Origin of the sequence: Bradyrhizobium sp. WSM3983 (assembly GCF_000473045.1) — a bacterium.
Taxonomy (GTDB): domain Bacteria; phylum Pseudomonadota; class Alphaproteobacteria; order Rhizobiales; family Xanthobacteraceae; genus Bradyrhizobium.
Genome location: NZ_AXAY01000003.1, coordinates 420223 through 444469, shown reverse-complemented (window position 1 = coordinate 444469; position 24247 = coordinate 420223). Strand labels below are relative to the sequence as shown.

Below are 24247 nucleotides of genomic sequence, written 5' to 3'. Positions count from 1 at the left end.
TACGTCGAGGGCATGCACATGATCCTGCAGGCCGACAAGCCCGATGATTTCGTGCTCGCCACCGGCGAGACGCGCTCGGTGCGGGAGATGGTGGAGCTGTCGTTCGCGCAGGTCGGCCGCCGCGTCGAATGGCGCNGCAAGGGCGTCGACGAGACNGGCGTCGATGCCAAGAGCGGCAAGACATTGGTGAAGATCGATCCGACCTATTTCCGCCCGACCGAGGTCGATCTGCTCGTCGGCGACGCCAGCAAGGCGCGCCAGGTGCTCGGCTGGAAGCCGAAGCGGAGCTTTGCAGAGCTCGTCGCGGAGATGATGGCAAGCGATCTGGCNGANGCNAAACGGGACNNNGNNNNTGGCAAGCGTACCGTTTGAGCTGAAGGGCAAGAGCGTCTACGTCGCCGGCCATCGCGGCATGGTCGGCGCCGCGATTGCGCGCCGGCTGGCGCGGGAGGACGTCAAGCTCGTCACGGTCGACCGGCGCGAGGTCGATCTCTGCAACCAGGCCGCCGTGTTCGACTGGTTCGCGACGGCGCGGCCGCAGGTGATCTTCCTCGCTGCGGCCAAGGTCGGCGGCATCGTCGCCAATAACACGCTGCGCGCCGAGTTCATCTACGACAACATCGCGATCGCGGCGAACGTGATCCACGCGGCGCATCAAAACAACGCCGAGAAGCTGATGTTTCTCGGCTCGTCCTGCATCTATCCGAAGCTCGCACCGCAGCCCTTGCGCGAGGACACCGTGCTGACCGGCCCGCTGGAGCCGACCAACGAGCCTTACGCCATTGCCAAGATCGCCGGCATCAAGATGGCGGAAGCCTATCGCAGCCAGTATGGCTCTGACTTCATCAGCGTGATGCCGACCAATCTTTACGGCCCCGGCGACAATTATCACCCTGAATTGAGCCACGTCGTTGCCGCGCTGATCCGGCGCTTTCACGAGGCAAAGCTGTCGGGCGCGAAGTCCGTCGCAGTCTGGGGCACCGGCACGCCGCGGCGCGAGTTCCTCTATGTCGACGACATGGCGGATGCCTGCGTGCACCTGATGAAGACCTATTCGGGTACGGACCTGATCAATATCGGCACCGGCGAGGACATAGCCATCGCCGAGTTCGCGCGCGTGGTCGCCGAGATCGTCGGCTATCGCGGCGAGATCAGTTTCGACACATCGCGCCCCGACGGTACGCCGCGCAAGCTGCTTGATGTGGGCCGGCTGACAAAGCTCGGCTGGCGCGCAACGACGTCGCTCGAGGACGGCTTGAAGCGCTCCTACGAGGCGTATCAGGCGGGCCTGCCGGCTCGCGCGCTGTAGCCTTCCTGGTCGTTCCAGACGTCGGTGCCATTGGACGCAAACGTCCGCCTGCAATCGCTCCAGCATGCGTCACAAAGCGCTCAGTTCGTCGTGGTGGATATATACGGCACTCGCCTCTGCTTGAGAGAGGTCATTTTGCACCGCCTTTCTTGGCGGACGACTTCCTCTTGGCCTTCGGCAGCTTGATCACCTCGGCATCGTCACCATCGGCCTCACCTCCATCCGTCAGTCCATCGTCATAACTTTCGATACGGTCCGCCCACCTTGTGGGTCGGAAACGAGACGTAATCCAATGCCTCCGGGTTGAGAAATACGGTTTGGTGATAGCCCTCATGCGGCGGGCGGATCAGACCAGGTTCCCGGGCGCTGTAGGTGGAATTGGGGAGGATTCCGGTGTGTGGTAACGCGGACACGGGGGGCCTCAGGCGAACGCGGGTTAGCCATCGGCAATTCAACGGCGGCGCGAAGGCCTTACTAAGCGGTCGATCCGCGCCAGGGCTGGCGTCGTGAACGCACCCGGCTTTTCATAACTATGTTGAAAAGGCTAACTAATCGCGCTTACTAGGGTGAGGCGGGACATTGGCCAAAGAGGGCGAGATGGTCGGCAGGAGACACGATTCGCGGGAAATTTCGGACAAGCTGGCCCAGGCGGATCAACTCGCGGCCAGAGGCAAGACCCAGCGCGAGATATCGAAAGCGCTCGGCGTCAGCATCATGACCTATCATCGCTGGAAGAAGATGATCAAATCCCCGGAGCCGGGGATGGATAGCGCGACCAGCGAAATCGTCAGCGGCTTGAGCGCGCCGCGCGATGCCTCGTCCAACGATGCCATCAAGCGGCTGGAGCTCGAAAACGCCCAACTGCGACGTCTTGTAACTGACATTTTGCTGGAGAAGCTGAAGTACGAAGAGGAGCTTCGTGCACGGCACGAGCCGCGGCTTCGGCGTCCCGAAAAGGGCTAGGGCTTGATCCCCAAGGGGGGAGGCAAGTCGAGCGCCGAGGGGCCAGACACCGGGATGGGCGAGGCCACCACCGGCATTGCCGGTTTGGCCTGCTCGGCGCCGTAGGACACCCAGACGTTCGGATCCGCCGCACTCTGCCGTGACAGATAGCGATAGCTGGTCTCGTACCAGAACAGGATTTCCGGCGTCTGGTTGTCGAGGATCATTTCGCCGCGGTCGGACCGGACGGTCAGGACGGCGTGACGCGTCTTCACTTGGCTCCCTTGGCTCACTTGGCTCCCTTGGCCACGCTCCTCGACGATGGTGATCAGCAGCGCGCCCTGCGGCCACCCGGCCTTGGTGAGCATCCGCCGCTTGAGCAGGACCATGTCCTCGCAATCGCCGCGGTCGAGCGGATAGGCCCAGCGTTCAGTCGCGCCGTAAAGCTCGGCATCGCTGGTCCAGATCACGCGGTCATTGACGTATTTGTTGATCTCGTAGAGTTGCTGGAGCAGGTCCGGCGTCAGCGTCATCTCGCGCGCCTGGTCGGCCGTCGGCTTGCACTCCTCGGCATTGGCGGCGCAGAGCTGCAACCATCCGTTCGGCGCCTTGGTGGCATTCCCGATCGCGGCGAACAGCGTCGGGCGGGCGAGGAAGGCGTGGGCCGGCTCGCCATCCAGCACGACGGTCGCGGCGAGGGCGGCGGCAGCCGTCAGCCATCGGCGAAGCCGTGCGATGCGCTTGCGTTGCTCCCTGCAGAATCCGTTCATGCCCGTCCCCCATCGACGCCCGGATGGGAGGCTCGCAGACAGACTTCGCGATGCCGCTAAGCCGTTCCTTCAAATTGAATCGATCTTGGAGAAAGTCGCACCTCACCCATTGGTCATGGTGTGGTTTCGATTAATGCACGCCTCTTGCAGCTTAGCCAAATGCTGAGCCTGAAGGACCGCCATCAACTCATTGAAATGACGTCAAAAGCGGCCGCCGCAGGAGGGCGCGCCGATCTCCTAGCCATATTCCTCGCCGATCCCGTATTCCCGGTAGATCTCAAGCGGGTCGAGGCCGGGGAACAGGCGGCATTTGGCCTGGGCGAGGTGCAGGCTCACCGCCGCCGGCTCCTTGCCGTTCGCCAGCAGCTTGCGGATGTCGTCCATATGCGCGCTCGGCTGGTGCTTGGCCTCGAGCTGCTCCAGCGCGACCAGCGCGGTTGCGAGCGCCTCGGTCAGGACCCAGTCGTCGTGGCCCGTGATTCCCTTTTTCGGCATCCGGAATCCTCGCGTGTGGCGGCCACAGCAGTCTACCGTAGCTTCGGTTGAATCTCCATCGAGCCGCGGCGGCGGCTCTCACTTGCATTATGGCGGCGCGTGGCTAAAAGGCGGCGGCACGCGGGCGATGGTATCCTTGTTGAAAAGTTGGCGTAGACGGGCCTCGCGCGACCTCTCTCGGCTGGAGCCAGCATGGTCTTTCTAAGCTTCGTCTACCGCTTCCTGACCAACTTCGCGTTCATGGCGCTGGTCTATTTCAGCCTGAACTTCATGGAGAAGTATCAGAACCGGGCGATCCTCGCGATCCTGGTGCTGGTCTATTCCGGCATGCGCGCGGCCTCGACCTTGCGCGCGTTCTACTTCTTCCAGAAGATCGAGAAGCTCGAGGCAGAGACCAAGCGGCTGCAGGCGCCGATCAATGACGGCTCGGGCGGAACCAGCGCGCGCAAGCAGGTCGTGGCCGACGTGGCCCGGCTGCGCCGTGACGGCGAGCTCAAGTCCTATATGGACCTGTTCTTCCTGGCGCTGATCGTGCTGCTCTGCGTCGCCAACATCATGCGGCAGTAACGGCTTTTACTCAGGCGCGCTTCTTCACGCTGTTAGCGACCCGGGTCGGGCGCGGCGCCGTGCTCGTGGCTTGAGCTGCGTGCTTCGGCGCCGCGTGTGCAGCATGGGCGGCTCGCCGTGCCTGTATCTTCGCCGCCTTGCCTTTGCCGGCGTGCGGTGCGTCGGCTGCCATCGCGAGCCGGATTGCGGCCCGTCGCGACAAGGTCGTCGACAGCAGCACCTCGACCGAGCCCTCGGGGATCGCGAACAGATCACGCCCGGGCGCGGGCAGGGTGGTGGCGACATCGGCCTGCGCCATGGTCCTGCGCGGCAGCACCAGCGGCTGGTGCGCGGTCTGCGCGTTGAGATCGGCGAGGCCGGGCGCAGGCAGTGTCGCGGTCTGCGCGAACACGAAGTTCGGCACGGACGGCCAGCGCGCGATCGGCGTCGTCTCCGTCGGCGGATGCAACAGCCACTCCACGGCCGTGGTCGGCGTCGCCGGCTGGTCGGCGGTCGCGGGCACCACATGCACGATGCGATAGCCGCGCGCCTTCAGCTCGCGGATGATCTTCGGCAGGGCCGCGACGGTGCGCGCCTGGATGTCGTGCAACAGCAGAATGCCCTTGCCCTTGGCCTCCAGCCGCTGGATTGCGAGCTGGTAGACGCGATCGGGCGACACATGCCGCCAGTCGTCCGCCGGAAAGTCGGCGCTCCACACCTGGATGCCGCGCGAGATCAGATAGTTCTCGACGCCTTCGGCGCGCATCAGACCGGGAATGCGAAAAAAGGGCGCAAGTTGGGATGACGGCTCGGTCATCGCCGCCGATGTCCACGCGATACCGCCGTTGACCTCGGCCTCGATCTTCTCGATCGGCATTTTGTCGAATGTCAGCGGATGGGTCATGCTGTGCGTGCCGACAGTGTGGCCCGCCGCGACCAGCTTGCGCACGCCTTCCGGGTTCGCCTTGGCCTGTTCGCCGATGGTGAAGAAGGTCGCCTTGATGCACTCGTCGGCGAGGATCTTGAGCACCTGGTTGGAATATTTCGGCAGCGGACCGTCGTCGAAGGTCAGCACCACCTCGTGGTCCTTCAGCGGCAGCGTCTCGCGGTACTGCATGGTGCCGATGCGCGGATGCTCGCGCGGGTCGACGACGAGGGTGCGGGAGGTGCCGATGGCGTCGGGATGGCCAGGGCATTCGACGGCGAAGGCCGCCGGCGACGCCGCGGTCAGCGACCCCAGAAGCAGGACGGTCCACGATCGCGTCCGAAAAACAACGCTACTGCCGATCATGAACCCGGTCTGCCTTCATCTGCGTTTGCCGCCATAGTAGGTCGGAGACATCAGGAAACGGTTCAGGCGCAAAGACCTTTCCCGCCCAAGGTCCCCTCGATCATTGCATGGCGTAGCATGAACAGAATGTTAATAAGGCTCAAATCACCCCATTTTGGTCAGGCGTGACATTCCGGTATCAATGCGCGTCGGCGTTCTTCTGTGATGTGTCCGCCGGCACGATGTGGACCACGTGAAAGCCGTTCTCCCGCAAATACCGCAGGAAGGCCGGCATCATGGCCGCCGTACGCGCCTGGGCATCGTGGAACAGGATGATGCCCTTGCCGGCGGCGGCGATGCGCTCGGTGATCAGCTTCAATTCCTGATCCGGCGTCATGTCGTTCCAGTCGCTGGCCCAGAGATCGGCGCCGAAAACGACGATGCCGCGCGACTGCAGCAGATCGAGCTGGGCCGGCGTGGACTCGAAATAGGGGAAGCGGAAGAACGGCGTCGACGGCGTCGTCGTCGAGACCCCGTGCAGCGCCATCTCGTCGGTGGCGATGCCGCGGTCGATCTCGTACTTCGCCGCATCGGCCGGGATCCGCGCCATGTGCGGATGCGACCAGGTGTGGTGGCCGACCGTGTGGCCCTCGCGGGCGATGCGCTTGACCAAGTCAGGATATTCGGCGGCGCTCCGGCCGACCAGGAAGAAGGTCGCGCGCACGCATTCCTGCGCCAGCGCCGCCAGCACCTTTGACGTCGTCGGCGGACGCGGGCCGTCGTCGAAGGTCAGCACCACCTCGTGATCTGCGAGCGGCAGCGTCTGCGGAAAACTCTTCAAGCCGACGCGTGGGGTCGTCTTGGCATCGACCCTCAGCACCCGCGACGTGCCGAGCGTATCGTTGCGTGGGCAGTCGGCGGCCTCGACTGAGCCGATCGCGGCGAGGGCAGCGAGAGCCGGGCCCACAATGATCGAGGTCCATTTCGGTCGATGCATCTTTGCCATTGCGCTTGCGATTGCCTTGTGGGTATTGCCTGACCGTCAGCTCAAACCGTCAACCTGTCAAACATCGAGGCGTTCCATGGATGAACATATGGATGACGCCGCTTCCGCCGAGACCTTGGTACTCGATCATGTCCCGATGCGCAATGAAGACGGCGAAATTCGGCACGAATTCGTCGAGGAAATTGCCCATGCGATCGAGGCCGCCAACAGCACCGCGCTGCGCGCCTGCGTCGCCGATCTGCACGAGGCCGATCTCGGTGATCTCATTGCGGCGCTCGCGCCCGACGACCGTGTCCGCCTGGTCGAGCTGACAGGCCGCGACTTCGATTTTTCCGCACTGAACGAGGTTGACGAGGCCGTCCGCGAGGAGATCCTCGACGAGCTGCTGCCCGAGACGGTCGCCGAGGGCGTCCGCGAACTGGAATCCGACGATGCGGTCGAGTTGCTCGAAACTCTCGACCAGGAGGAGCAGGAGGAGATCCTCGAGAAGCTGCCGCTGCGGGAGCGCGTCGCGCTCGAGCGCAGCCTGCTGTATCCGGAAAACTCGGCCGGAAGGCGCATGCAGACCGAGTTCATCGCCGTGCCGCAGGATTTCACGGTCGGGCAGGCGATCGACTACATGCGCGATACGCCCGATCTGCCGGACCGCTTCTACGAGATCTACGTCGTCGACAAGGACCAGCACTGGCAGGGCGCGGTTCCGCTGGATGTGCTGCTGCGCGCGCGCCGCCCGGTGCCGCTGACCGAGCTGACCGACGAGGATCGTCGCCGCGTCTCCGTCCTGGAGGACCAGGAGGAGGTGGCGCGCATGTTCGGCAAGTACAACCTCGTCGCAGCGCCGGTGCTCGACACCCATGACCGTCTCGTCGGCGTCATCACCGTCGACGACGTCGTCGACGTCATCGAGGAGGAGGCGGACGAGGACCTCAAGGCGCTCGGCGGCGTCACCAGCGACGAAGAGCTGTCGGACACGTTTCTCACCATCGCGCGCGCGCGCTTCAACTGGCTGCTGATCAATCTCGCGACCGCCTTTCTTGCGTCCTCCGTGCTCGGCCTGTTCGAGGGCCAGCTCGAACAGATGGTCGCGCTCGCCGTGCTCGCGCCGATCGTCGCGAGCCAGGGCGGCAATGCCGCGACCCAGACCATGACGGTCGCGGTGCGCGCGCTCGCGACCCGCGAGCTCGGTTCCTCCAACGCCTGGCGCGTGGTCGTCCGCGAGACGCTGGTCGGTCTCATCAACGGCGTTGCCTTTGCCGTGATCACCGGGATCGCCGCGGTGATCTGGTTCAAGATTCCGGGCCTCGGCGTCGTCATCGGGCTCGCGATGATCTGCAACCTGATCGCCGGCGCGCTCGGCGGCATCCTGATCCCGATGGCGCTCGAGCGCGTCAGGGCCGATCCGGCCGTGGCCTCGGGCACGTTCGTGACGACGGTGACTGACGTCGTCGGCTTCTTCTCCTTCCTCGGCATCGCCACACTGTGGTTCGGGTTGAAGTAGGGGCACGAGACCATCTTTAATCCCACCTTAAGCGTGCTGCCGCATGATCTCTCGCGCTTGGGGGAATGAGCATGCGGTTGCGGCTGAAGGCGGACGGACGGGTCGTTGAGTTGCGCGACGGGCAAGAGTTTCCCGTCCAGCCGCTCGCGTCTGCGGTCGTGACCCCGCCGGCGGAGGCCGGTTCGCTCGCGGTGCGCGATTTGCGCCGGCGCGCCTGTCTCACCCAGATGGAGTTCGCCGCCAAGCTCGGCGTCCCCGTCGAGACCATCCGCAATTGGGAGCAGGGCAAGCGCGCCCCGCGCGGACCCGCTCGCGCACTGCTGGCCGTGATCGCGCATGCCCCCGATACGGTATTCCAGGCGCTGGCCAAAGCCTGAACGCGTGACGCGAACCTCCCGTTAGCATTGCGGCTTAAGATCAGGTCCCGCGGCCGGCGTCCTCCGTTGCACTCTGACGGACCGGGTCCATAATGACATCAGGGGCTGCCGCAACAGAGAGGATTCCTCATGCTGTTCGTCGAGGCCAATGGCGCGAAAATTCCGGCGATCGGGCTCGGGACCTGGGAGCTGAGCGGCCGGACCTGCGCGCGCGTGGTCGAGCAGGCGCTGCGGCTCGGCTACCGCCATATCGACACCGCCCAGGTCTATGACAATGAGCGCGAGGTCGGCGACGGCTTGCGCGCCTCTGGCGTTCGCCGCGACGACGTCTTCGTCACCACAAAAGTCTGGACCAACCATTTCGCGCCCCACGATCTCGAACGGTCGGTCAAGGAGAGCCTGGTGCGGCTGCGGCTTCCCGCCGTCGACCTCGTGCTGCTGCACTGGCCCAATTCGCATGTGCCGCTGGAGGAGACGCTGGGCGCGCTGGCGCACGCCAAGCGGATGGGCCTGACGCGGCACATCGGCGTCTCCAATTTTACGGTGGCGTTGATCAACCAGGCGGTCGCGCTGTCACCCGAGCCGCTCGTCTGCAACCAGGTCGAATATCACCCTTATCTGGATCAGGCGAAGGTGAGGGCGGCCTGCGACCAGCATGGAATGGCGCTCGTTGCCTACAGCCCGATCGCCAAGGGCCGCATCAAGGCCGACCAGACGCTCGCGGGAATCGGTCGCGCCCATCACAAGACACCGGCACAGATCTGCCTGCGCTGGCTGGTGCAGCAGAATGTGTCCGCAATTCCCAGAACTTCGCGTGTCGAGCGCCTGTCGGAAAACATCGAGATCTTCGATTTCGAACTCTCCGATAACGAGATGGCTGAGGTCGCCGCGCTGGCCCGCCCGAAGGGCCGCCTGACCGATTTCGGCTTCGCGCCGAAATGGGATTGAGGGGGAACTTGGGTATGCTAGGAGCAGGGCGGCAACCCAAGATCGGGCGATGGAACCGCGGAAGATCATACGGACGGACATTGCGGCGTCGGCCATCGCGCATCTGACGCTGGTGGCGCTGATCATCGTGATCAGCGAGGTCCATCCGTTTCATTCCGCACCGCCCGAGACTGTCGCGGTCGACATCGTCACGCCGGAGCAGGTGAAGCAGGAGGAGGCCAAAGCAGAGGAAAAGGCCGAAGAGAAGGCTAAAGAGGAGGCGAAGGAGAAGCCGCCGGAGCCGCTCCCCGAACTGAGGCTGCCGAAGCTGGACCTTACCGACAAGGACAAGCCGGACGCCGCGCTGAAGCCTGCGCCCAAGGAGAAGGCGGCCCCGCAAACGTCGACGCAGAAGCAGGCCTCGCACGAACCGCAGCAGAAGCAACCGCAGCCACAGCCATCGCAGGTGCCGCCGCAACAGCCGCCGCCTCAGCCTCAGGCGCAGCAGCCTCCGCCCGCAATGCCGCAGCCGCCGGTCTATCAGGCGCCGGAGCCCGACGTCACCATCAAATACGGCGTGATGTTGGGCCTGCCGCCCGAATTGCCGCCCGAGCCGAAAGACGCCCCCAAGGATGACGGCGGCGATGCCAAGGATTCGATCGGCACCAAGCTGCCGCCCGAGGTTATTGCCGAGCTTCGCCGGCATTTGAGGAGCTGTTCGAAACTGCCAGCGGGGGTCGCGCCGACCGCCGCCGTGCGCATCAGGCTGCGCGCGGTGCTCGCCACCGACGGCACGCTGGCGCGCCCGCCAATCCTGATCGAAGCCCCGCCGTCAGCGAAGGGCGTGGCCATCGTGAAATCAGCGATGAGCGCGCTGGTGGCCTGCCAACCCTACAAGATGTTGCCTATCGACAAGTACGACGAATGGAAGGTGATGGACCTGTCATTCACGCCGGGGGATTTCGGGTCGTAGCGGTCGCCAGAGGGCTGACGTTCATGGAGAGCACCGGATTCTGACAAGACAGGATTGCGCTGGGTTCGCAGAGCTGAGGCGCGGTGCACTGGGTAGCTTCGAGCCTTGAGCAGTTCAGTCGCGCGACCTCGAGTGGTGCGCGTGACCTTGGTCACGCGGTCCTCAAATTGCCCGACGGGCAAAACACAGCGGATGCTGTCAATCCGCGCGGAAAAAAATATTCCACTTTACCGAAATTCGGAAATAGCGTATGTGTCGCGCTATCCCGGCTCATCCTTGAGGGGCGATCGTACGTCGTCACGAATTGCGAGCCGGGTTTGCGGTGGACGCGGCAGCGTCGGCACGAGGGGTGCGGGCAGGGCGGGTAGTCCCTGTGAGCCCGAAGCGGCGTGCGGACGAGCGGCGCTGTCAAGTTCGTCTCGCCAACATTTCGATGGCTACGTGCACGATGCCATCGAACCCTGTGGCATCAGGCGAACGCGCGTACGGCAAAACCGTGTGGTCCTGACCGTCGTTGCTACGGCCAAGCTTTCGCGGAGGTGTGGAGCGCCCAACCGGGTCAACCGCATCGTCAATTCGCGAGGCGAGGGAGGCCAGAAGGAATTCGGCTCCCGGGAGAGCACGGCATAAGCCGTCAACCCATCGCGCAGGGAAGGCCGAGTGATTGGCACCACCTGTATGCTGCTGTGCGGTTTTCCTGCGTGTGCTTTTCGCGCAGCGGACCGCGGGTGCGAGGTCAGCACCCGGCCTTCCCTGCGCCCTCTTGGACAAGAGGGTGGCAAGAAACTGGAGAGATCAAGCAAAGCTCGGGCGAATTGCGCCGCGAGGCCGCGAAGGTGTGTCTGGAGCTGCACACTCGCTGTCATCGCCCGGCTTGACCGGGTGATCCAGTACTCCGAGACGGTTGTGATCGAGCAGAGAGGCCGCGGCGTACTGGATTCCCCGCCTTCGCGGGGAATGACAGCGTCATTTGGAGAACCATGTTGCCTCATACGCCGTCATTGCGAGCGCAGCGAAGCAATCCAGAATCCCTCCCCGGAAAGGCTCTGAATTGCTTCGCTACGCTCGCAATGACGGTGTGGAGGGGGCCCGTGCGACACACTCCGCTCTCGTGCCCCGGACGCAGCGCAGCGTCTCTTCGACGATGCGCTGCAGAGCCGGGGCCCATGTCGCGGCATCGCGTCGTGTCGCCTTCTGGGTCCCGGCTCTGCGCAGCAGCGTTGCACGCTGCAGCGCGTCCGGGACACGAGTGCCTCAATGCCCGCGCTTCGGCGTCTCGTCTACCACCAGATCCGGCGCCATCGCCGCCCATGCACTGGACGCAAACTGCCGTCGCCAGGTCACGACTACCACCGCGGCCGTGGTCACGAACAGCACCCAGGGGCTGACGAACCAGCCGAGATAGCCGAGTGCGAAGAAGAACGCGCGCTGGCCGCGGTTGAAATGGCGGCCGGCGGATTCGAACACGCGCGAGGTGCGGGCGACGTGGGCTTCGGCCTCCGGCGTGTCGCGCAAGGAAGATGGGGGCATGCCGCCGAACAGGATCGCGACGTAGTTGAACAGGCGATAGGCCCAGGCGAACTTGAAGAAGGCGTAGACGCAGATCAGCACCAGGCCAACGCATTTCAGCTCCCACATTGCGGGCGATGTGCTGAGGTCGATCGGCAGCTTGCCCAAAATGGTGATGGCGTCGTTGGTTGCATGCAGCAGCGCCAGCGCGCCGCCGAGCGCGAACAGGCTGGTGGAGGCGAAGAAGGCGGTGCCGTTCTGGAGCGAGGCCATGATCTGCATGTCGACCATGCGCGCGTCGCGGTCGAGCAGGCGGCGGACCCAGACTTCGCGATAGCGATTCATCCGCGCCGACAGGCTGTCGCGGCCATAGGCGGAATGCTCGAGGGTTGCGGCATAGGCCAACCATTCGATGATGAAGAAGCCGACGGCGGTGATGTCGACCCAATGCCTGCTCATGTCTCTCTCCTCGCGACGATCGCAACGATTGCCACGCATGCACCCGTGCGGCAACGATTGATTGGCGGCAGGCGATGGCGTTAAAAGCAGCCGCAGAGGATTTACGGAAGGACCAGAGACATGGCAGCGCTCAAGCTCGCGATCGGCAACAAGAACTATTCGTCATGGTCGATGCGGCCCTGGCTTGCGCTGCGCGCCAACGACATCCCGTTCGTGGAGACCGTGATCCCGCTCTACACCGACAATCCCGCGGACAAGGAGCAGATCCTGTCCTTCAGCCGCGCCGGCAAGGTGCCGGTGCTGGTCGATGGTGACATCACGGTGTGGGATTCGCTCAGCATCATCGAATACATCGCCGAGCGTTACCCGGAGAAGAAGCTGTGGCCCGATGACGTTGCGGCCCGCGCCTTTGCCCGTTCGGTGTGCGCCGAGATGCATTCCGGCTTCATGGCCTTGCGCAATGAATGCGGCATGAATCTGCACCGTCCGGTGCGTGCCGTGACGCTGTCGGCGGACGCCAAGGCCAACGTCGCGCGCGTGCAGGAGATTTGGCGCGAATGCCGGACCCGCTACGGCGCCGGCGGGCCGTTCCTGTTCGGCCGCTTCGGCGCGGCGGATGCGATGTATGCGCCGGTCGTGCATCGCTTCCGGACTTACGCCATCGAGGTCACGCCGGAGGCCAAGGCCTACATGGACACGATGATGGCGATGCCGGCTTTCCAGGAATGGACCCGCGATGGGCTTGCCGAAACACTTGTCATCGAAAAGTTCGAGACCGTGTAATCGCGAATGTGAATGGGCGCAGCTTGACGGCATGGCCGCTGGCGGCGCTCAATCATAGGGAATAACGGAGAGGGGACGGCTATGGGAATTCTGGATTCGCTGGAGAACAATCCCGCGCTGCGCAGCGCGCTTGGCCAGCTCGGCGCCGCCGTCCTGCCGGCCGTGATGAACGAGGTGCTCGGCAGCAACAACCAGGGCGGCTTGGGCGCGATCGTCGCAAAGCTCCAGCAAGCGGGCTTCGGCGACCAGGTGAAGTCCTGGCTTGGTAATGGCCAGAACCTGCCGATCTCCGCCGACCAGCTCCGTGCCGTGCTCGGCAACGACACCGTCCGCCAGCTCGCCGCGCGCTACAACATCCCGGTCGACCAGCTGGGCGAGATCCTGGCCCAGGAGCTGCCAAAGGCCGTGGATCAGGCGAGCCCGCAGGGCCATCTGCCCCATGGCGCCTGAGGCCTGGTTCCAGCGGTCGTCCAAGCCGGCTGTGTTCCCGTTATCGTTCTGAAAAGACTTCAAAATTGGCACGTCCATGCTCGGATGAGGCTGGTCAAAAACGCCGCCTGCGTGCTATACAGCGGCTGGGTTTCCAGCCGGCCTCGCAGTGGGACCACGGGCGAGGCAGGCGTTGTTTGAGTGATGGAGAGGGTGTTGAAGCACAAATTCCCGATTGGAACGCGCGTATTGTTCACGGCCAGCAACGTCGCGCGTCCGGCTGCCAGCGGCTCGTATGAGATCATCCGCCTGCTGCCGACGGACGGTGACGACTGCCAATACCGGATCAAAAGTTCGACCGAAGCCTTTGAACGGGTCGCCAAGGAAAGCCAGCTCGCGCAATCCTGACGGATGACGGCGCTGCGCATGGGTGTCGCGGACGAATCTGCTTCCTCCGCCGTCAAAAGGCCCGCTTCGGCTCGACAAGCTGGGCCGGGGGGCAGTTGCCGAATAGCGGTGCTCGCTTTGACCATTCGCTCTCTGCTCGCGTGAGGGGACGTCGCGCATGAACTGGGCATGGGCCTCGTCGCTCGACGAAATCTGGCGCTCGCCGGCCTTTCCGATGTGGATGACGCTGGCGGCTGCCGGCTTCTTCGGATTGATCCTGCTGATCACGCTGCTGCGCGCCGAGAAATCGGTCGCCAACGGTGCGCTGACCGTTATCACGCTGCTCTCGATCGGCATCGCGGTGGCCGCCACCATGCGGGTCTACGGACCCGTGGGGCAGGCCGCGCCGAGTGAAGCGCGCGCGCTAGTCGTGGCAAATACAAGCCTGCCGGCGCTGTCCTGCCTCGACGATCTCGCCGGTGATGCCGTGGCCGTTGGCTGCGAGAAGGCGCTGTTCGGCGCGCCCGACGCAGCGGCTGCCGCCGTCGCTTATACGGCGGCCCGGATCGATCGGCTGACTGCACTCGGCGACGCCGCGACCGCCGACAAGAGCCTGACACCGGACACGAAGGTGCTGCGCAAGTCGCTGGAGCGCGATCGCTACGGCCTCGTTGCCCAGGTGCTGGTCGTGCGCGACGGCTGCACCCAGTTCGATTGTGCCGCCTTCCGCTCGCTGACCGATCAGCACCAGGTCGCCGCCAACATGGACGCGCATCTCTACGACATGCTGGTCGCGCGCTATGCGCCGACCTGGAACGCGCCCGCAGCGGCACCAGCGGGGCCAGCCACGGCTGCGCTTACCGGGCTGCCGGCGTCGATGCCGACGGGCAAGCCGACCAATGCGGAGTTCCCGAGCGCCTCGTCGACGCCGCCGGTGAGCATCATGAATCCGGAGCCGCCGACGGCGGCCACGCGCCAGGCACCGGCCGCCAATGCGGCCGCAGCGCCGGCATCGCGCGCCCCGGCTGCGACCTCGGCGCAGGCCGCAGCACCGGCTGCGAAGAAGCCGCCGGCGCCGAAGGCTGCGCGCGCGCCCGCAGCTGCGCCGGTTCCGCTCGCACCGCCGCCGGGCTCGGCTCCCGCGGCTGCGGATAACAACTAGTTCGGCTTTGAAAACCTGTGGCTGGCCCGCTAATGCTGGGCCATGCCACTTCATCTGATCAAGCTTGCCGTCGGCTGCGACTCCGTCAAGGAATTGAAGGGGTGGATCGCCGAACGGATGCAGGCGGCCAAGAAGAAAGGCCTGCCGCAACACCACATCCACGTCACCCGCATGGTGCCCAAGCGTGACGCCGAGATTCTCGGAGGCGGATCGCTCTATTGGGTCATCAAGGGCGAGATCGCAGCGCGCGAGAAGATCATCGGCATCGAGCCGTTCCGCGACAAGGACGGCATCGGCCGCTGCCGGATCGTGATGCAGCCGAAAGTGATCCCGGTGTCGCCGCGGCCGATGCGTCCGTTCCAGGGCTGGCGCTATCTCACCGACGATTCCGTGCCCCCCGATCTCGGCAAGTCCGCCGCCGGCACCATCGCGGCGATGCCGGAGCCGATGCGGCGCGAGCTGCGCGATCTCGGACTGCTCTAAACCGCGATATTGTCGATCAGCCGGGTCGCGCCGAGCTTGGCTGCGACCAGAATCCGCAGTGGCCCGCCCGCGCGCGAGGTGACCGGCGCCAGCGTCTCGGCATGACGGAGCTCGAAATAGTCGAGCGCAAAGCCGGCTGACTTGATCATCTCGGCGCCGCGCGCCATCGCGCTCGCGATGGCTTCGCCAGCCTGGATCCGCCCGGCGCTGTCCTTCATGGCGCGGTAGAGGGTGGTGGCGGTCTGCCGCTCATCGGGCGAGAGGTAGACGTTGCGCGAGGACATCGCGAGCCCGTCGCGCTCGCGCACCGTGCGGGAGCCGATCACCTTCACGCCCAGATCGAGGTCGCGCGCCATCTGCGCCACCACGCGCAATTGCTGAAAGTCTTTCTCGCCGAAGATCGCGACATCCGGCCGGCATTGCGTGAACAGCTTGCCGACGACGGTGGCGACGCCGCCGAAGAAGTGTGGGCGGAAGCGGTCTTCGAGGCCGGCCAGTGCCGGCCCCTCCGGAACAATGCGCGTCGCAAAGCCCCCCGGATACATCGCCTCGACCCCGGGGTGCCAGACGATGTCGACATCCTCGGCCGCAAGCTTGGCGATGTCGGATTTCCAGGTCCGCGGGTAAGCGCCGAAATCCTCGGTCGGGGCGAACTGGGTTGGATTGACGAAGATCGACACAACGACGCGGCTTCCGCGTCGCTTCGCGAGGCGCACCAGCGACACATGGCCGTCATGGAGTGCCCCCATGGTCGGAACCAGCGCGACCGTGGCCTTTCGCTTGCGAAGATTGTCGACGGCGCGTCGCAGGGCGGGCACCGTGCGGGTGATCAAGGGGCTTCGTGACATCAGGACTCGGCTAGGTTGGGGAGGGCGCGGCCTGCCGCGCAGCCCGGCTAACCTTAACAACCGGCGGTCGTGGACGCCATGCGTCGACATGCGGCACAGCATCCCCCGCTGCGAGGATGTCGCGCCATCGTGGGCTGGATCACAGACGCAACATCGCGACACGATTCATGATGAAGACCAGCGCACTGATTTCGTCATCCTGTCACGCATTTCACTTGACCGCAGACGCGGCCAACTCGAAGATATTGTTCAGGGGTGTTGAGGATCGCCATGCTTCTGCAGGCTAGCCAAAGCCAATCCGGCTCGGCGCATGTCGTCGTGCTCGGCAATGAAAAGGGCGGCTCCGGCAAATCGACCACCGCCCTGCACATCGCAGTTGCGCTCCTGAAGGCCGGCCAGCGTGTCGCCACCATCGACCTCGACTGCCGCCAGCAAAGCTTCACCCGCTACATCAACAACCGTTCCGCGTGGGCGCGCCGCACCAAGCTCGACCTCGAGCTGCCGATGCATCGCTGCATCAAGCTCGGCGAGACCATGCAGGTCGCGGAGAACGAGAATTCCGAGTTCCTTCAATTCATGGAGGCGGTCTCGGCGGTCGAGAGCAATTTCGACTTCATCGTCATCGATACGCCCGGCACCGACAGCTACCTGATGCGGCTTGCTCATTCGATGGCCGATACGCTGGTCACCCCGATCAACGACAGCTTTCTCGATTTCGACGTGCTCGGCACCGTCGATCCCGCCAATTACGCGGTGACGGGGGAAAGCCATTATGCCGAGATGGTGCGCGACGTCAGGCGCAAGCGCCGCCAGCTCGATGGCTCGACCACCGACTGGATCGTGGTGCGCAACCGCCTGTCGATGCTCGGCTCCCGCAACAAGCAACTCGTCGCCGAGGGACTGAAGGATCTGTCGCTGCGGCTCGGCTTCCGCTACGTCGACGGCTTCGCCGAGCGCGTCGTCTATCGCGAGTTTTTTCCGCGCGGCCTGACCGCACTGGACGAGATCGACGAAGCCACGCTCGGGATGCGGCCCAATCTCGGCCATCTCACCGCGCGGGAAGAGGTGACGAGCCTGCTCCGCCAGCTCAAGCTGCCGCTCGACGAGCGTGGCCGCCGCCGTGCAGCCAATCGCGCCGAGTGGTTCAGCCAGGTCGACAAGCCGCTCGAGGTTCACGACATCCTCGGCGCGTAATCCTGGCGGTATAGCGCTACTTCCAGTCGATCAAGGTTACCGGTTCCCACGGGAACCGCGGTCACGCTTAGCCGTTTTCACCCGACGATTATCGCGAAATTGAACCCGATCGAGACCGGTTGCGTCGGATGGTGACCTGCACGCTGATCTAATCTTATGAGAACGGGATGCCCAAGAAACGTGTGCGGCGCACAATGAAAGGGCTGCCAGTTCACAATATTTGGCCTTCCTGTCACGCCGCTGTGACATATATTAGGGAATAGGCGCGAAGGGGCCGAAGAGCCCCTCGAACAACACGATTTTCAACAGGGATCAGGTCGCAAGACCTGAGGCTGAGGACGAAAATGAAGCGTGGAATTGCCGTTCTGGTTTCTGTCGGAGCCCTCTGCGGCGTCGCTTATTTCACGGCGAGCAAGTGGGCCATCAAGCACGAAACCATCACCTTCTACGACGCTTCGCGCGACAACCGTCCCGTGCCTGTCGACATCGCGATCCGTCGCGACAAGGAAATGCAGGCCAATGCCGGCATGATCACCATGCCGGTCGCCGTGATCAATCACGGCAACACCGTCAAGAACACCGAGTACGGCTTCCTCGCCAACGCCTTCGCGGCCCGCGGCTATCTCGTCGTCAGCCCGCAGCATGATTTGCCGACCGATCCGCCGATGGTGACCAAGCCCGGCGAGATCTATGTCGGCCGCCTGCCGCAGATCCTGCGCGGTGTCGCCAACATCCATCTGGCGATGCAGGAAATGAAGAAGGTTCAGCCCAACGCCGACTATTCTCGGGTGACGATGGTCGGCCATTCCATGGGCGGCGACATCACGATGTACTTCGCCAAGCAGTATCCGGACGAGGTCAAGAAGGTCGTGACGCTGGACAATCTCCGCGTGCCCTTCGTCACCGCCGGCAAGTTCAAGATCCTGTCGTTCCGCTCCAAGGATCCGCAGTTCAAGACCGATCCGGGCGTGATCCCGACCGACGAAGAGTGCGAGAAGGCTGGTATTCAGGTCGTGAAGACCGACTTCCAGCACAACGACATGCGCGACACCGGCCCGGATGGCGCCAAGAATTCGATCCAGGGCATGCTCGATAAATTCCTCACCGACACCGACAGCGCGATCGCGCCGGTCGACACCACGTCGTCGCCGCCGAAGGTGCTCGAGCCCGGCCCGGTCGCTCTGATGGCGCCCGCTAAGAGCTGATCGGATCCGCTCGCCATAGCCGGAAACAAGTCTCAAGGCCTCCGCCGGCTTCCGCCTGCGGAGGCCTTGCACATTGACCGGGCAGGGCGCGCTATCCACATTGGTGGTGTGAGACCAAGTGCGACCCCAGATGTCAGGCGACCCCATCAAACCGCGCGATAGCGATGCCGTCTCGGCGAGAGCCGAAAATGACAGCTCGTTGCCGCAGGCCAAGACCTCGACCTCGGAGGACGTCGCCGCCTTCGTCGCCAAGGCGCGTGCGCTGTCGCCGCATGCGCCTGGTGCGAAGGGCCGCTTGATCTTCGCGCTGGATGCGACAATGAGCCGCCAGCCGACCTGGGACATGGCCTGCGCGCTTCAGGCCGACATGTTTCGCGAGGCCGCGGTGCTCGGAAGCCTCGACATCCGGCTTGTCTATTATCGTGGCTACAACGAATGCCGTGCCACGGGGTGGATTTCCGACAGCGGCAAGCTCGCGACGCTGATGAGCAAGATCGATTGTCGCGGCGGGGACACCCAGATCGGCAGGGTGTTGACCGACGCGCGGCGCGAGGCGGTCGCATCGGGCGTGCGTGCCGTAGTGTTCGTCGGCGATGCCATGGAGGAGAAGGTCGACGCGCTTTGCGCCAAGGCCGGCGAGCTCGGCATGCTCAAGGTGCCGGTGTTCCTGTTTCAGGAAGGCCATGATGCGGTCGCCGAACAGGCGTTTCGCGAGATCGCGCGTCTGACCGGCGGGGCCTGGTGCCGGTTCGATCCGGGCGCGGCGGCGCAGTTGCGCGAGCTGTTGCGGGCCGCTGCGGCCTATGCCGCCGGCGGCCGCGAGGCATTGTTGAAACTGGCGAAGACGGCGAACGGCGCGGCGCAGCTGATCGGACAGATGAAGTAAGCCGCTTAGGCCGGCGCGGTCCGCGGCGGAGCCAATGCATTTTGCCGGAAGGGCGATTATATTCCCGCCATGACACTGATCGCCGGCGTTATCGCCGTTATCACGCTCTATCTGCTGCTCCAGATGTTCCGCTCCGCCAATCCGGCGGTGCTGGCGCGCACCATCAAGTTCGGTGGCGGCGTGGTCGCGCTCGCGGTGGCCGCCTTCACGGGCTTGCGGGGCGAACTGGCCGTGGCGATTCCGCTCGGACTATTCGGTGCCGGACTGCTCGGCTGGACGCCGTTGGCGAATGCGGGCTTCGGCAATATTGGTGGCTTGTTCGGCGGTGGAGCGGCACGCTCGCCCAACCAGAGCTCGCGCGTGCGCTCGCAGTTCCTGGACATGCGGCTCGATCACGAGTCCGGCCAGCTCTCGGGCGAGATCGTCGCCGGGCCTCACGCGGGGCGCAGTCTCGACGAGTTCGATCTTGCAAGCCTGCTGGCGATGGTCCCTGCGTTCGACGCCGAGAGCGTGGCCTTACTTGAAAGCTATCTGGACCGCCGGTTTCCCGCTTGGCGTCAGAACGCGCAGGGCAACGCGGCAGGGGGGCAGCGCCGCACGCCGTCGAGCGGCAAAATGACGGCGGAGGAGGCCTATCAGATCCTTGGCTTGCAGCCGGGGGCGGGGCGCGACGACATCAGCCGGGCGCACAAGTCCCTCATGAAGAAACTGCATCCCGACCAGGGGGGCTCGACGTACCTCGCTGCCCGTGTAAACGAGGCCAAGGATACTCTGCTTCGTACGCATAACGGCTAACTCCGGCACCACGCTACAAACGCCCGTACCGCGTGAACTCCGCTTGCTCTGTCTGCCGTCGCCCCGATGCCCGCCATTGTCGGCGTGGTCGATCCCTTGAGTAAAGTTTTAACTGTAAATCCTTGACGAGAGGTTGTCGCGGAACAGCCTCCAGCGCCACCTCATCCCCAAAAACAAATGCCCGCGCAAGGCGCGGGCATTTGTTCGGAAGGGTCAGACGATCAGTTGCGGACGGTCATGCAGGAGATGTCGGCGCGCTTCAGCGCCTTGCACACCGCTTCGGCCTGGTCCCGCTCGAGCCCGGCAAAGCGGGCGCGGTAGAGCTTGCGGTTGTCCCTGGCGACAACAGGCTCGGTGAACGGATCGGCCTTGCTGAGCAGGCCGCGGGCTGAGCTGCGCGCGGCTTCAATTCGCTGCTGGGCTTCGGTCTCGCTCTCGAGCGCGCCGACTTGGACGATCCAGCCGCTATGGCTGACAACCGGCTTGGTGGTGGCACTCATCTGGATCGGCTGCGGTGACGGATCGGCGGAGGCGAGCCTGGCAACCGGGGCGGGCGCGGGGGCAGCGGCGGTGGTCGCCGGCAGCACGCCGAGGATACCGTTGCCGGTGCCGAAGCCTGCCGGCCGTTGCGGCATCTCGGTCCGGGCGACTTCGGCCCGGGCGGACTCTGGCTTGTTGACGATGTCGGCCCTAGCGACGACAGCGCCGGAGGTCTCGGCAATGTCGGCGCGGGGGGGAATCGTGTTGGTGACCTGCGGCGCGACCTGCGTCGGGGCGGCGGACGCGACCTTGACCGCGCCGGCCTTGACCTGAACCGTCTTGACCCGGACCGGCTTCATCGGCTCGGACGAACCCGGAATGAGAGCGAGCGGCTGGTTCGAGATCACGCCATTGGTCAGCGGCGCGGGCTCGATCTTGGACTCCATGGGCTTGGCTTCGGGCTTGGGCTGGGCCGGCGGCATCGCGGCGGTCGCAGCTGCAAGGGCCGACAGGCGCGAGGCGGCACGCGGCGCGGGTGCCTCGGCCGCCGGGGCGGCCGCGACCTGAACCGGCGCCGCGGAACGGGCCGGGGTATCCGAAGCATCGGCGACGTCGGTGCTGGTGTCGGCGCTGTTGCGCTCGCTCACCGCCACGACAGTGTGGGCGGTCGCGCCCTTCTCGAGATTTTCCGCGAGCAGATTGCGCATGATGGCGTCGCGCGAGCCGCCGCTGCGGCCGCCGAGCACCACGCCAATCAGATGGCGGTTGCCGCGGCGGATCGAGGTCACGAGATTGAAGCCGGAAGCGCGGGTGTAGCCGGTCTTGATGCCGTCCACGCCCTCGACGCTGCCGAGCAGGTGATTGTGGTTGCGGATCTGCTCGCCGCGCCAGGTGAACGAGGTGGTCGAGAAATAGCGATAGTAGCGCGGGAAGCGCTCCTGGATGGCGCGGCCGAGCGTGGCCTGGTCGCGCGCGGTCGTCACCTGCTCGTCGTTGGGAAGGCCGTTGGCGTTGCGGTAGACCGTCTTGGACATGCCGAGCGCGCGCGCCTTGCGCGTCATCATCGCGGCGAAATCGTCCTCGTCGCCGCCGATCGCTTCGGCGATCACGACAGCAGCGTCATTGGCGGAGCGGGTGACGAGACCCTTGATCGCGTCCTCGACGCGGATGGTCTGGCCGGCACGCAGATTGAGCTTGGTCGGATCCTGGTCGGCGGCGTGCTGCGACACCGGCAGCTCGGTGTCGAGCTTCATCTTGCCGGATTCGAGACGCTCGAACAGCAAGTAGAGGGTCATGATCTTGGTGAGCGAGGCGGGATGGCGAAGCCCGTCGGGGCTGGTCGACTGGAGCACCGCGCCGGAATTGCCGTCGACGATGATCGACGCGAATTGCGGGCTATAGCTTTCGGAAACGTCGCGATGCACCCGGTGGTGCGCGTAGTGGCGCCGATAGCGCCGCGCGTCGGCGGCATCGGTCGTGAAGATGACGGCCGTGGTGACCGTGAGAAGCCCGAAAACGCCAACCCGCGCCAAGCGCGAGGAAGACCAGTTGTTACGAAGCATGGAACCCCGTCCCCGTTTGTGACTTGATCACCGGCTCGTGAGGCGAAATTGTGCCCTGCGGACCCGGGATCATTACCTGCTCAGGCTGTCTCTCCGCTGGTGCTCGCCGCGGGAGACGTTGGGCCTGAGCCGCTGTTCTGGCTAAGGTGATGTTCTCAAACGGCTTTTGACCGTCTGCGGAAGGTGAACACGTCCAGGGAATCAGGGTAGGGTGCCGGAGTTTCCAAAAGCTTAAGGAACCCTTGCGGGAAAGCCCGGGAATCTCCGCAACTTGCATCGATTTTTGTGCGCCGCACAAGATTCTTGACTTTTTTGTGCGTTGCACTAATTATGGGCAGAGTCAGGGAGCCGGGGCTTCCGGACGCGAGCCAGGGAAAAGGATTCCAAGATGTTCAAGGTTGAAGACTTTCAGAACTACGGGAAAGAGCAGTTCGAGACGTGCGTTGCTTCCGCGACCTCGGTGCAGCACGGCCTCCAGGCGATCGCCAGCGCTTATGGCGACTACACCAAGAAGTCCTTTGAAGACACCAAGTCCTTCGTCGAGAAGCTTTCCGGCGTGAAGTCGCTGGACAAGGCGATGGAAGCCCAGACCGATTTCGCCCGCTCTGCCTACGAGACCTTCGTCGCGGAATCGCAGAAGATCGCCGGCCTCTATAGCGATCTCGCCAAGCAGGCGTTCAAGCCGGTCGAGACGGTCGTGTCGAAGTTCACCCCGGCTGCCCAGTAACGCTTTCGAAACGTGCTGGAATCGAAAAAGCCCGGCTGGTTCAGCCGGGCTTTTTTTGCGAGTGGTGGCACGTCAAGAGCTTGGGCATGAGGTACCTGGGACGGGCGGCGTGGTCCCGCTTGTGATAGTCGGCACAAAGCTCGTTTGGCGAGGATACAGATAGTAGCTGTCGCTGAGCGAAACTGTCCCGCTGATCGTGTAGCCGAGGTTAGGCGTATAGAAGTACGTCGCCTCACCGAGGATAAGCCCAGCTGTCGTCGGCACCCCCGTAAGGGATGTCGGCAGGTTGACGGTTGATCCGGTCGTTCTTGCCGTGCCGTTAAGCGACTGACTCCAGATCACCTTGGCCGTGACGTTGTCGCCGGTCGGCTGCACCTCCGAGACGGTCACCACAGCCTTGGTGATGTCATAGGGCGAAAGGACTTTCGCAGAGGCGTTGAGAATGCCGGTGACGTCGCTCGTCGTCACACATTTGTTCTGCGACAGGATATCGGCGATGGTATGCACCGTAGCCGTGACCTTGACGTTGATCGAGAGCGCGTTGCCGAGTTCGACTCCGCCCATGCAAAGCAGCAGCATGAACGGCAGCACGATCGCAAGCTCGATGGCTGCCACGCCATTTTCGTCGGCTCGGAATGCCCTCAGGCGCATGGGCAAGCGGGTCATTGATAGGGCTCGTTCTGGAAAGCGGCGGATGCTGTGATCTGGCGATTGCCGTTGGGCAGATTTGCCAGGGTGAAACCGAGCGGTCCCATGAAGACCGGCCATTGGTAGATCACCGCCAGGATGACCTTGTCGGAAGGACCGCCTGGGTTGTAGGGCCAGCTGTTGGCGACAGTGCCGTCGGCATTGAAAGTCAATGTCGGTGCAGCCGCGCTCAGCGCCGACCAGCTGCTCCCGGACTGAACGCTGATCATCAATTTGTTGCAGTTGAAGATGATACGGACCTGCGAGCAGACCAAGGTCGAAAATTGTGTCTGCGTCATGCCGGCCGCCTGTACCTGGCCGGTCATGACCTGGCGCGCCGACTGCTGCACGACCTGCTGAAGCAGCTGCTGGCCGAAGAAGACCAGGAAGATCTGGATGATTCCAACCAGCAACGCGATGAACACCGGTGCAACCAGCGCGAATTCGACAGCGTTCGCGCCGTCTTCGTCTTTGCGGAAAGTTGCGAACAGCTCGCGAAGGCGTCGCTTTCCGGATGCTGCTCGCAGCTTGGGCATGA

General features: G+C 64.4%; 27 protein-coding genes. 18 read left to right on the top strand and 9 right to left on the bottom strand.

Features of this window, described 5'->3' with window-relative positions:
• The 3 genes from YUA_RS0107335 to YUA_RS43605 form a co-directional block, all read left to right on the top strand.
• On the top strand, positions 1 to 372 hold a 372-nt coding region (locus YUA_RS0107335), incomplete at its 5' end, for a GDP-mannose 4,6-dehydratase (protein WP_027530093.1).
• The gene (locus YUA_RS43610) at positions 353 to 1309 is read left to right on the top strand and encodes a GDP-L-fucose synthase (protein WP_305728008.1); all 957 of its coding nucleotides are present in this window, start codon (positions 353 to 355) and stop codon (positions 1307 to 1309) included. The genes YUA_RS0107335 and YUA_RS43610, both read left to right, overlap by 20 nt.
• A gap of 597 nt (positions 1310 to 1906) precedes the next feature.
• On the top strand, positions 1907 to 2272 hold the full coding sequence (locus YUA_RS43605; protein WP_063627777.1) for a helix-turn-helix domain-containing protein: 366 nt from the start codon (positions 1907 to 1909) through the stop codon (positions 2270 to 2272).
• Here the strand turns inward: YUA_RS43605 and YUA_RS43600 are convergent.
• Entirely contained in the window at positions 2269 to 3021 is a 753-nt protein-coding gene (locus YUA_RS43600) for a transglutaminase-like cysteine peptidase (RefSeq protein ID WP_051383113.1), read from the bottom strand. The genes YUA_RS43605 and YUA_RS43600 overlap by 4 nt on opposite strands.
• A 237-nt stretch (positions 3022 to 3258) precedes the next feature.
• Complete coding sequence (locus YUA_RS50900) at positions 3259 to 3516, bottom strand: hypothetical protein (RefSeq protein WP_027530092.1); 258 nt, start codon at positions 3514 to 3516, stop codon at positions 3259 to 3261.
• 192 nt (positions 3517 to 3708) lie between these two features.
• Between YUA_RS50900 and YUA_RS0107310 the strand changes: the two genes are divergently transcribed.
• Positions 3709 to 4083, top strand: a complete 375-nt coding sequence (locus tag YUA_RS0107310; protein ID WP_027530091.1) for a hypothetical protein — start codon at positions 3709 to 3711, stop codon at positions 4081 to 4083.
• Positions 4084 to 4093: 10 nt separating this feature from the next.
• Here YUA_RS0107310 and YUA_RS0107305 read toward each other — a convergent pair whose 3' ends face one another.
• Positions 4094 to 5353: a polysaccharide deacetylase family protein gene (locus YUA_RS0107305; RefSeq protein WP_027530090.1), complete on the bottom strand. Its 1260-nt coding sequence runs from the start codon at positions 5351 to 5353 to the stop codon at positions 4094 to 4096.
• A gap of 178 nt (positions 5354 to 5531) precedes the next feature.
• Positions 5532 to 6338: a polysaccharide deacetylase family protein gene (locus YUA_RS0107300; protein ID WP_051383112.1), complete on the bottom strand. Its 807-nt coding sequence runs from the start codon at positions 6336 to 6338 to the stop codon at positions 5532 to 5534.
• A gap of 76 nt (positions 6339 to 6414) precedes the next feature.
• Here YUA_RS0107300 and mgtE point away from each other — a divergent pair, with 76 nt between their 5' ends.
• The 4 genes from mgtE (at position 6415) to YUA_RS0107280 (ending at position 10113) form a co-directional block, all read left to right on the top strand.
• Entirely contained in the window at positions 6415 to 7836 is a 1422-nt protein-coding gene (gene mgtE / locus YUA_RS0107295; protein ID WP_027530088.1) for a magnesium transporter, read from the top strand.
• Between the two features lie 65 nt (positions 7837 to 7901).
• Positions 7902 to 8213 (top strand): DNA-binding transcriptional regulator, encoded by a 312-nt coding sequence (locus tag YUA_RS0107290; protein WP_027530087.1) that lies wholly within the window; start codon positions 7902 to 7904, stop codon positions 8211 to 8213.
• 129 nt (positions 8214 to 8342) lie between these two features.
• Complete coding sequence (locus YUA_RS0107285) at positions 8343 to 9161, top strand: aldo/keto reductase (RefSeq protein ID WP_027530086.1); 819 nt, start codon at positions 8343 to 8345, stop codon at positions 9159 to 9161.
• 49 nt (positions 9162 to 9210) lie between these two features.
• Positions 9211 to 10113, top strand: a complete 903-nt coding sequence (locus tag YUA_RS0107280; protein ID WP_027530085.1) for a hypothetical protein — start codon at positions 9211 to 9213, stop codon at positions 10111 to 10113.
• 1254 nt (positions 10114 to 11367) lie between these two features.
• On the opposite strand, the gene YUA_RS0107275 is transcribed toward YUA_RS0107280, so the two are convergent.
• The gene (locus YUA_RS0107275) at positions 11368 to 12081 is read right to left on the bottom strand and encodes a DUF599 domain-containing protein (RefSeq protein ID WP_027530084.1); all 714 of its coding nucleotides are present in this window, start codon (positions 12079 to 12081) and stop codon (positions 11368 to 11370) included.
• Positions 12082 to 12201: 120 nt separating this feature from the next.
• On the opposite strand from YUA_RS0107275, the gene YUA_RS0107270 reads away from it, so the two are divergent.
• From YUA_RS0107270 to YUA_RS0107250, 5 genes are all read left to right on the top strand, one after another.
• Positions 12202 to 12864 carry a glutathione S-transferase family protein gene (locus YUA_RS0107270; RefSeq protein WP_027530083.1) on the top strand — a complete coding sequence of 221 codons (663 nt, stop codon included), beginning with the start codon at positions 12202 to 12204 and terminating at the stop codon, positions 12862 to 12864.
• An 81-nt stretch (positions 12865 to 12945) separates the two neighbouring features.
• Positions 12946 to 13314 carry a YidB family protein gene (locus YUA_RS0107265; protein ID WP_027530082.1) on the top strand — a complete coding sequence of 123 codons (369 nt, stop codon included), beginning with the start codon at positions 12946 to 12948 and terminating at the stop codon, positions 13312 to 13314.
• 183 nt (positions 13315 to 13497) lie between these two features.
• Positions 13498 to 13701 (top strand): hypothetical protein, encoded by a 204-nt coding sequence (locus tag YUA_RS0107260; RefSeq protein WP_084292202.1) that lies wholly within the window; start codon positions 13498 to 13500, stop codon positions 13699 to 13701.
• 157 nt (positions 13702 to 13858) lie between these two features.
• Positions 13859 to 14842 (top strand): hypothetical protein, encoded by a 984-nt coding sequence (locus tag YUA_RS0107255; protein WP_027530080.1) that lies wholly within the window; start codon positions 13859 to 13861, stop codon positions 14840 to 14842.
• A 42-nt stretch (positions 14843 to 14884) separates the two neighbouring features.
• Positions 14885 to 15325 (top strand): DUF1489 family protein, encoded by a 441-nt coding sequence (locus YUA_RS0107250; RefSeq protein WP_027530079.1) that lies wholly within the window; start codon positions 14885 to 14887, stop codon positions 15323 to 15325.
• On the opposite strand, the gene panC is transcribed toward YUA_RS0107250, so the two are convergent.
• Positions 15322 to 16173 (bottom strand): pantoate--beta-alanine ligase, encoded by an 852-nt coding sequence (gene panC, locus YUA_RS0107245; protein ID WP_027530078.1) that lies wholly within the window; start codon positions 16171 to 16173, stop codon positions 15322 to 15324. The genes YUA_RS0107250 and panC overlap by 4 nt on opposite strands.
• Positions 16174 to 16443: 270 nt before the next feature.
• Between panC and YUA_RS0107240 the strand changes: the two genes are divergently transcribed.
• The 4 genes from YUA_RS0107240 to YUA_RS0107225 all read left to right on the top strand — a co-directional run bounded on the left by YUA_RS0107240 (position 16444) and on the right by YUA_RS0107225 (position 20253).
• Positions 16444 to 17367 (top strand): division plane positioning ATPase MipZ, encoded by a 924-nt coding sequence (locus YUA_RS0107240; protein ID WP_027530077.1) that lies wholly within the window; start codon positions 16444 to 16446, stop codon positions 17365 to 17367.
• 344 nt (positions 17368 to 17711) lie between these two features.
• A complete protein-coding gene (locus YUA_RS0107235) occupies positions 17712 to 18572 on the top strand; it encodes an alpha/beta fold hydrolase (protein ID WP_027530076.1) in 861 nt (286 codons plus the stop codon).
• A 130-nt stretch (positions 18573 to 18702) separates the two neighbouring features.
• Positions 18703 to 19458: a hypothetical protein gene (locus YUA_RS0107230; protein ID WP_027530075.1), complete on the top strand. Its 756-nt coding sequence runs from the start codon at positions 18703 to 18705 to the stop codon at positions 19456 to 19458.
• Between the two features lie 69 nt (positions 19459 to 19527).
• Complete coding sequence (locus tag YUA_RS0107225; RefSeq protein WP_027530074.1) at positions 19528 to 20253, top strand: DnaJ domain-containing protein; 726 nt, start codon at positions 19528 to 19530, stop codon at positions 20251 to 20253.
• A gap of 221 nt (positions 20254 to 20474) precedes the next feature.
• Here YUA_RS0107225 and YUA_RS0107220 read toward each other — a convergent pair whose 3' ends face one another.
• Positions 20475 to 22295 (bottom strand): D-alanyl-D-alanine carboxypeptidase, encoded by a 1821-nt coding sequence (locus tag YUA_RS0107220; protein WP_027530073.1) that lies wholly within the window; start codon positions 22293 to 22295, stop codon positions 20475 to 20477.
• A gap of 388 nt (positions 22296 to 22683) precedes the next feature.
• On the opposite strand from YUA_RS0107220, the gene YUA_RS0107215 reads away from it, so the two are divergent.
• The gene (locus YUA_RS0107215; RefSeq protein ID WP_027530072.1) at positions 22684 to 23022 is read left to right on the top strand and encodes a phasin family protein; all 339 of its coding nucleotides are present in this window, start codon (positions 22684 to 22686) and stop codon (positions 23020 to 23022) included.
• A 72-nt stretch (positions 23023 to 23094) separates the two neighbouring features.
• Here YUA_RS0107215 and YUA_RS43595 read toward each other — a convergent pair whose 3' ends face one another.
• Both YUA_RS43595 and YUA_RS0107205 read right to left on the bottom strand, forming a co-directional pair.
• On the bottom strand, positions 23095 to 23688 hold the full coding sequence (locus tag YUA_RS43595; RefSeq protein ID WP_051383111.1) for a TadE/TadG family type IV pilus assembly protein: 594 nt from the start codon (positions 23686 to 23688) through the stop codon (positions 23095 to 23097).
• Positions 23685 to 24245, bottom strand: a complete 561-nt coding sequence (locus YUA_RS0107205) for a TadE/TadG family type IV pilus assembly protein (RefSeq protein ID WP_027530071.1) — start codon at positions 24243 to 24245, stop codon at positions 23685 to 23687. Before YUA_RS0107205 ends, YUA_RS43595 begins: the two co-directional genes overlap by 4 nt.
• Positions 24246 to 24247 lie beyond the last annotated feature (2 nt).

Excerpts from the sequence above, each read along its gene's own strand:
- YUA_RS43605 (WP_063627777.1), top strand. The coding sequence starts at position 1,907 with ATGGTCGGCAGGAGACACGATTCGCGGGAAATTTCGGACAAGCTGGCC.
- YUA_RS43600 (WP_051383113.1), bottom strand. The coding sequence starts at position 3,021 with ATGAACGGATTCTGCAGGGAGCAACGCAAGCGCATCGCACGGCTTCGC.
- YUA_RS50900 (WP_027530092.1), bottom strand. The coding sequence starts at position 3,516 with ATGCCGAAAAAGGGAATCACGGGCCACGACGACTGGGTCCTGACCGAG.
- YUA_RS0107310 (WP_027530091.1), top strand. The coding sequence starts at position 3,709 with ATGGTCTTTCTAAGCTTCGTCTACCGCTTCCTGACCAACTTCGCGTTC.
- YUA_RS0107305 (WP_027530090.1), bottom strand. The coding sequence starts at position 5,353 with ATGATCGGCAGTAGCGTTGTTTTTCGGACGCGATCGTGGACCGTCCTG.
- YUA_RS0107300 (WP_051383112.1), bottom strand. The coding sequence starts at position 6,338 with ATGGCAAAGATGCATCGACCGAAATGGACCTCGATCATTGTGGGCCCG.
- mgtE (WP_027530088.1), top strand. The coding sequence starts at position 6,415 with ATGGATGAACATATGGATGACGCCGCTTCCGCCGAGACCTTGGTACTC.
- YUA_RS0107290 (WP_027530087.1), top strand. The coding sequence starts at position 7,902 with ATGAGCATGCGGTTGCGGCTGAAGGCGGACGGACGGGTCGTTGAGTTG.
- YUA_RS0107285 (WP_027530086.1), top strand. The coding sequence starts at position 8,343 with ATGCTGTTCGTCGAGGCCAATGGCGCGAAAATTCCGGCGATCGGGCTC.
- YUA_RS0107280 (WP_027530085.1), top strand. The coding sequence starts at position 9,211 with ATGGAACCGCGGAAGATCATACGGACGGACATTGCGGCGTCGGCCATC.
- YUA_RS0107275 (WP_027530084.1), bottom strand. The coding sequence starts at position 12,081 with ATGAGCAGGCATTGGGTCGACATCACCGCCGTCGGCTTCTTCATCATC.
- YUA_RS0107270 (WP_027530083.1), top strand. The coding sequence starts at position 12,202 with ATGGCAGCGCTCAAGCTCGCGATCGGCAACAAGAACTATTCGTCATGG.
- YUA_RS0107265 (WP_027530082.1), top strand. The coding sequence starts at position 12,946 with ATGGGAATTCTGGATTCGCTGGAGAACAATCCCGCGCTGCGCAGCGCG.
- YUA_RS0107260 (WP_084292202.1), top strand. The coding sequence starts at position 13,498 with ATGGAGAGGGTGTTGAAGCACAAATTCCCGATTGGAACGCGCGTATTG.
- YUA_RS0107255 (WP_027530080.1), top strand. The coding sequence starts at position 13,859 with ATGAACTGGGCATGGGCCTCGTCGCTCGACGAAATCTGGCGCTCGCCG.
- YUA_RS0107250 (WP_027530079.1), top strand. The coding sequence starts at position 14,885 with ATGCCACTTCATCTGATCAAGCTTGCCGTCGGCTGCGACTCCGTCAAG.
- panC (WP_027530078.1), bottom strand. The coding sequence starts at position 16,173 with ATGTCACGAAGCCCCTTGATCACCCGCACGGTGCCCGCCCTGCGACGC.
- YUA_RS0107240 (WP_027530077.1), top strand. The coding sequence starts at position 16,444 with ATGCTTCTGCAGGCTAGCCAAAGCCAATCCGGCTCGGCGCATGTCGTC.
- YUA_RS0107235 (WP_027530076.1), top strand. The coding sequence starts at position 17,712 with ATGAAGCGTGGAATTGCCGTTCTGGTTTCTGTCGGAGCCCTCTGCGGC.
- YUA_RS0107230 (WP_027530075.1), top strand. The coding sequence starts at position 18,703 with ATGTCAGGCGACCCCATCAAACCGCGCGATAGCGATGCCGTCTCGGCG.
- YUA_RS0107225 (WP_027530074.1), top strand. The coding sequence starts at position 19,528 with ATGACACTGATCGCCGGCGTTATCGCCGTTATCACGCTCTATCTGCTG.
- YUA_RS0107220 (WP_027530073.1), bottom strand. The coding sequence starts at position 22,295 with ATGCTTCGTAACAACTGGTCTTCCTCGCGCTTGGCGCGGGTTGGCGTT.
- YUA_RS0107215 (WP_027530072.1), top strand. The coding sequence starts at position 22,684 with ATGTTCAAGGTTGAAGACTTTCAGAACTACGGGAAAGAGCAGTTCGAG.
- YUA_RS43595 (WP_051383111.1), bottom strand. The coding sequence starts at position 23,688 with ATGACCCGCTTGCCCATGCGCCTGAGGGCATTCCGAGCCGACGAAAAT.
- YUA_RS0107205 (WP_027530071.1), bottom strand. The coding sequence starts at position 24,245 with ATGCCCAAGCTGCGAGCAGCATCCGGAAAGCGACGCCTTCGCGAGCTG.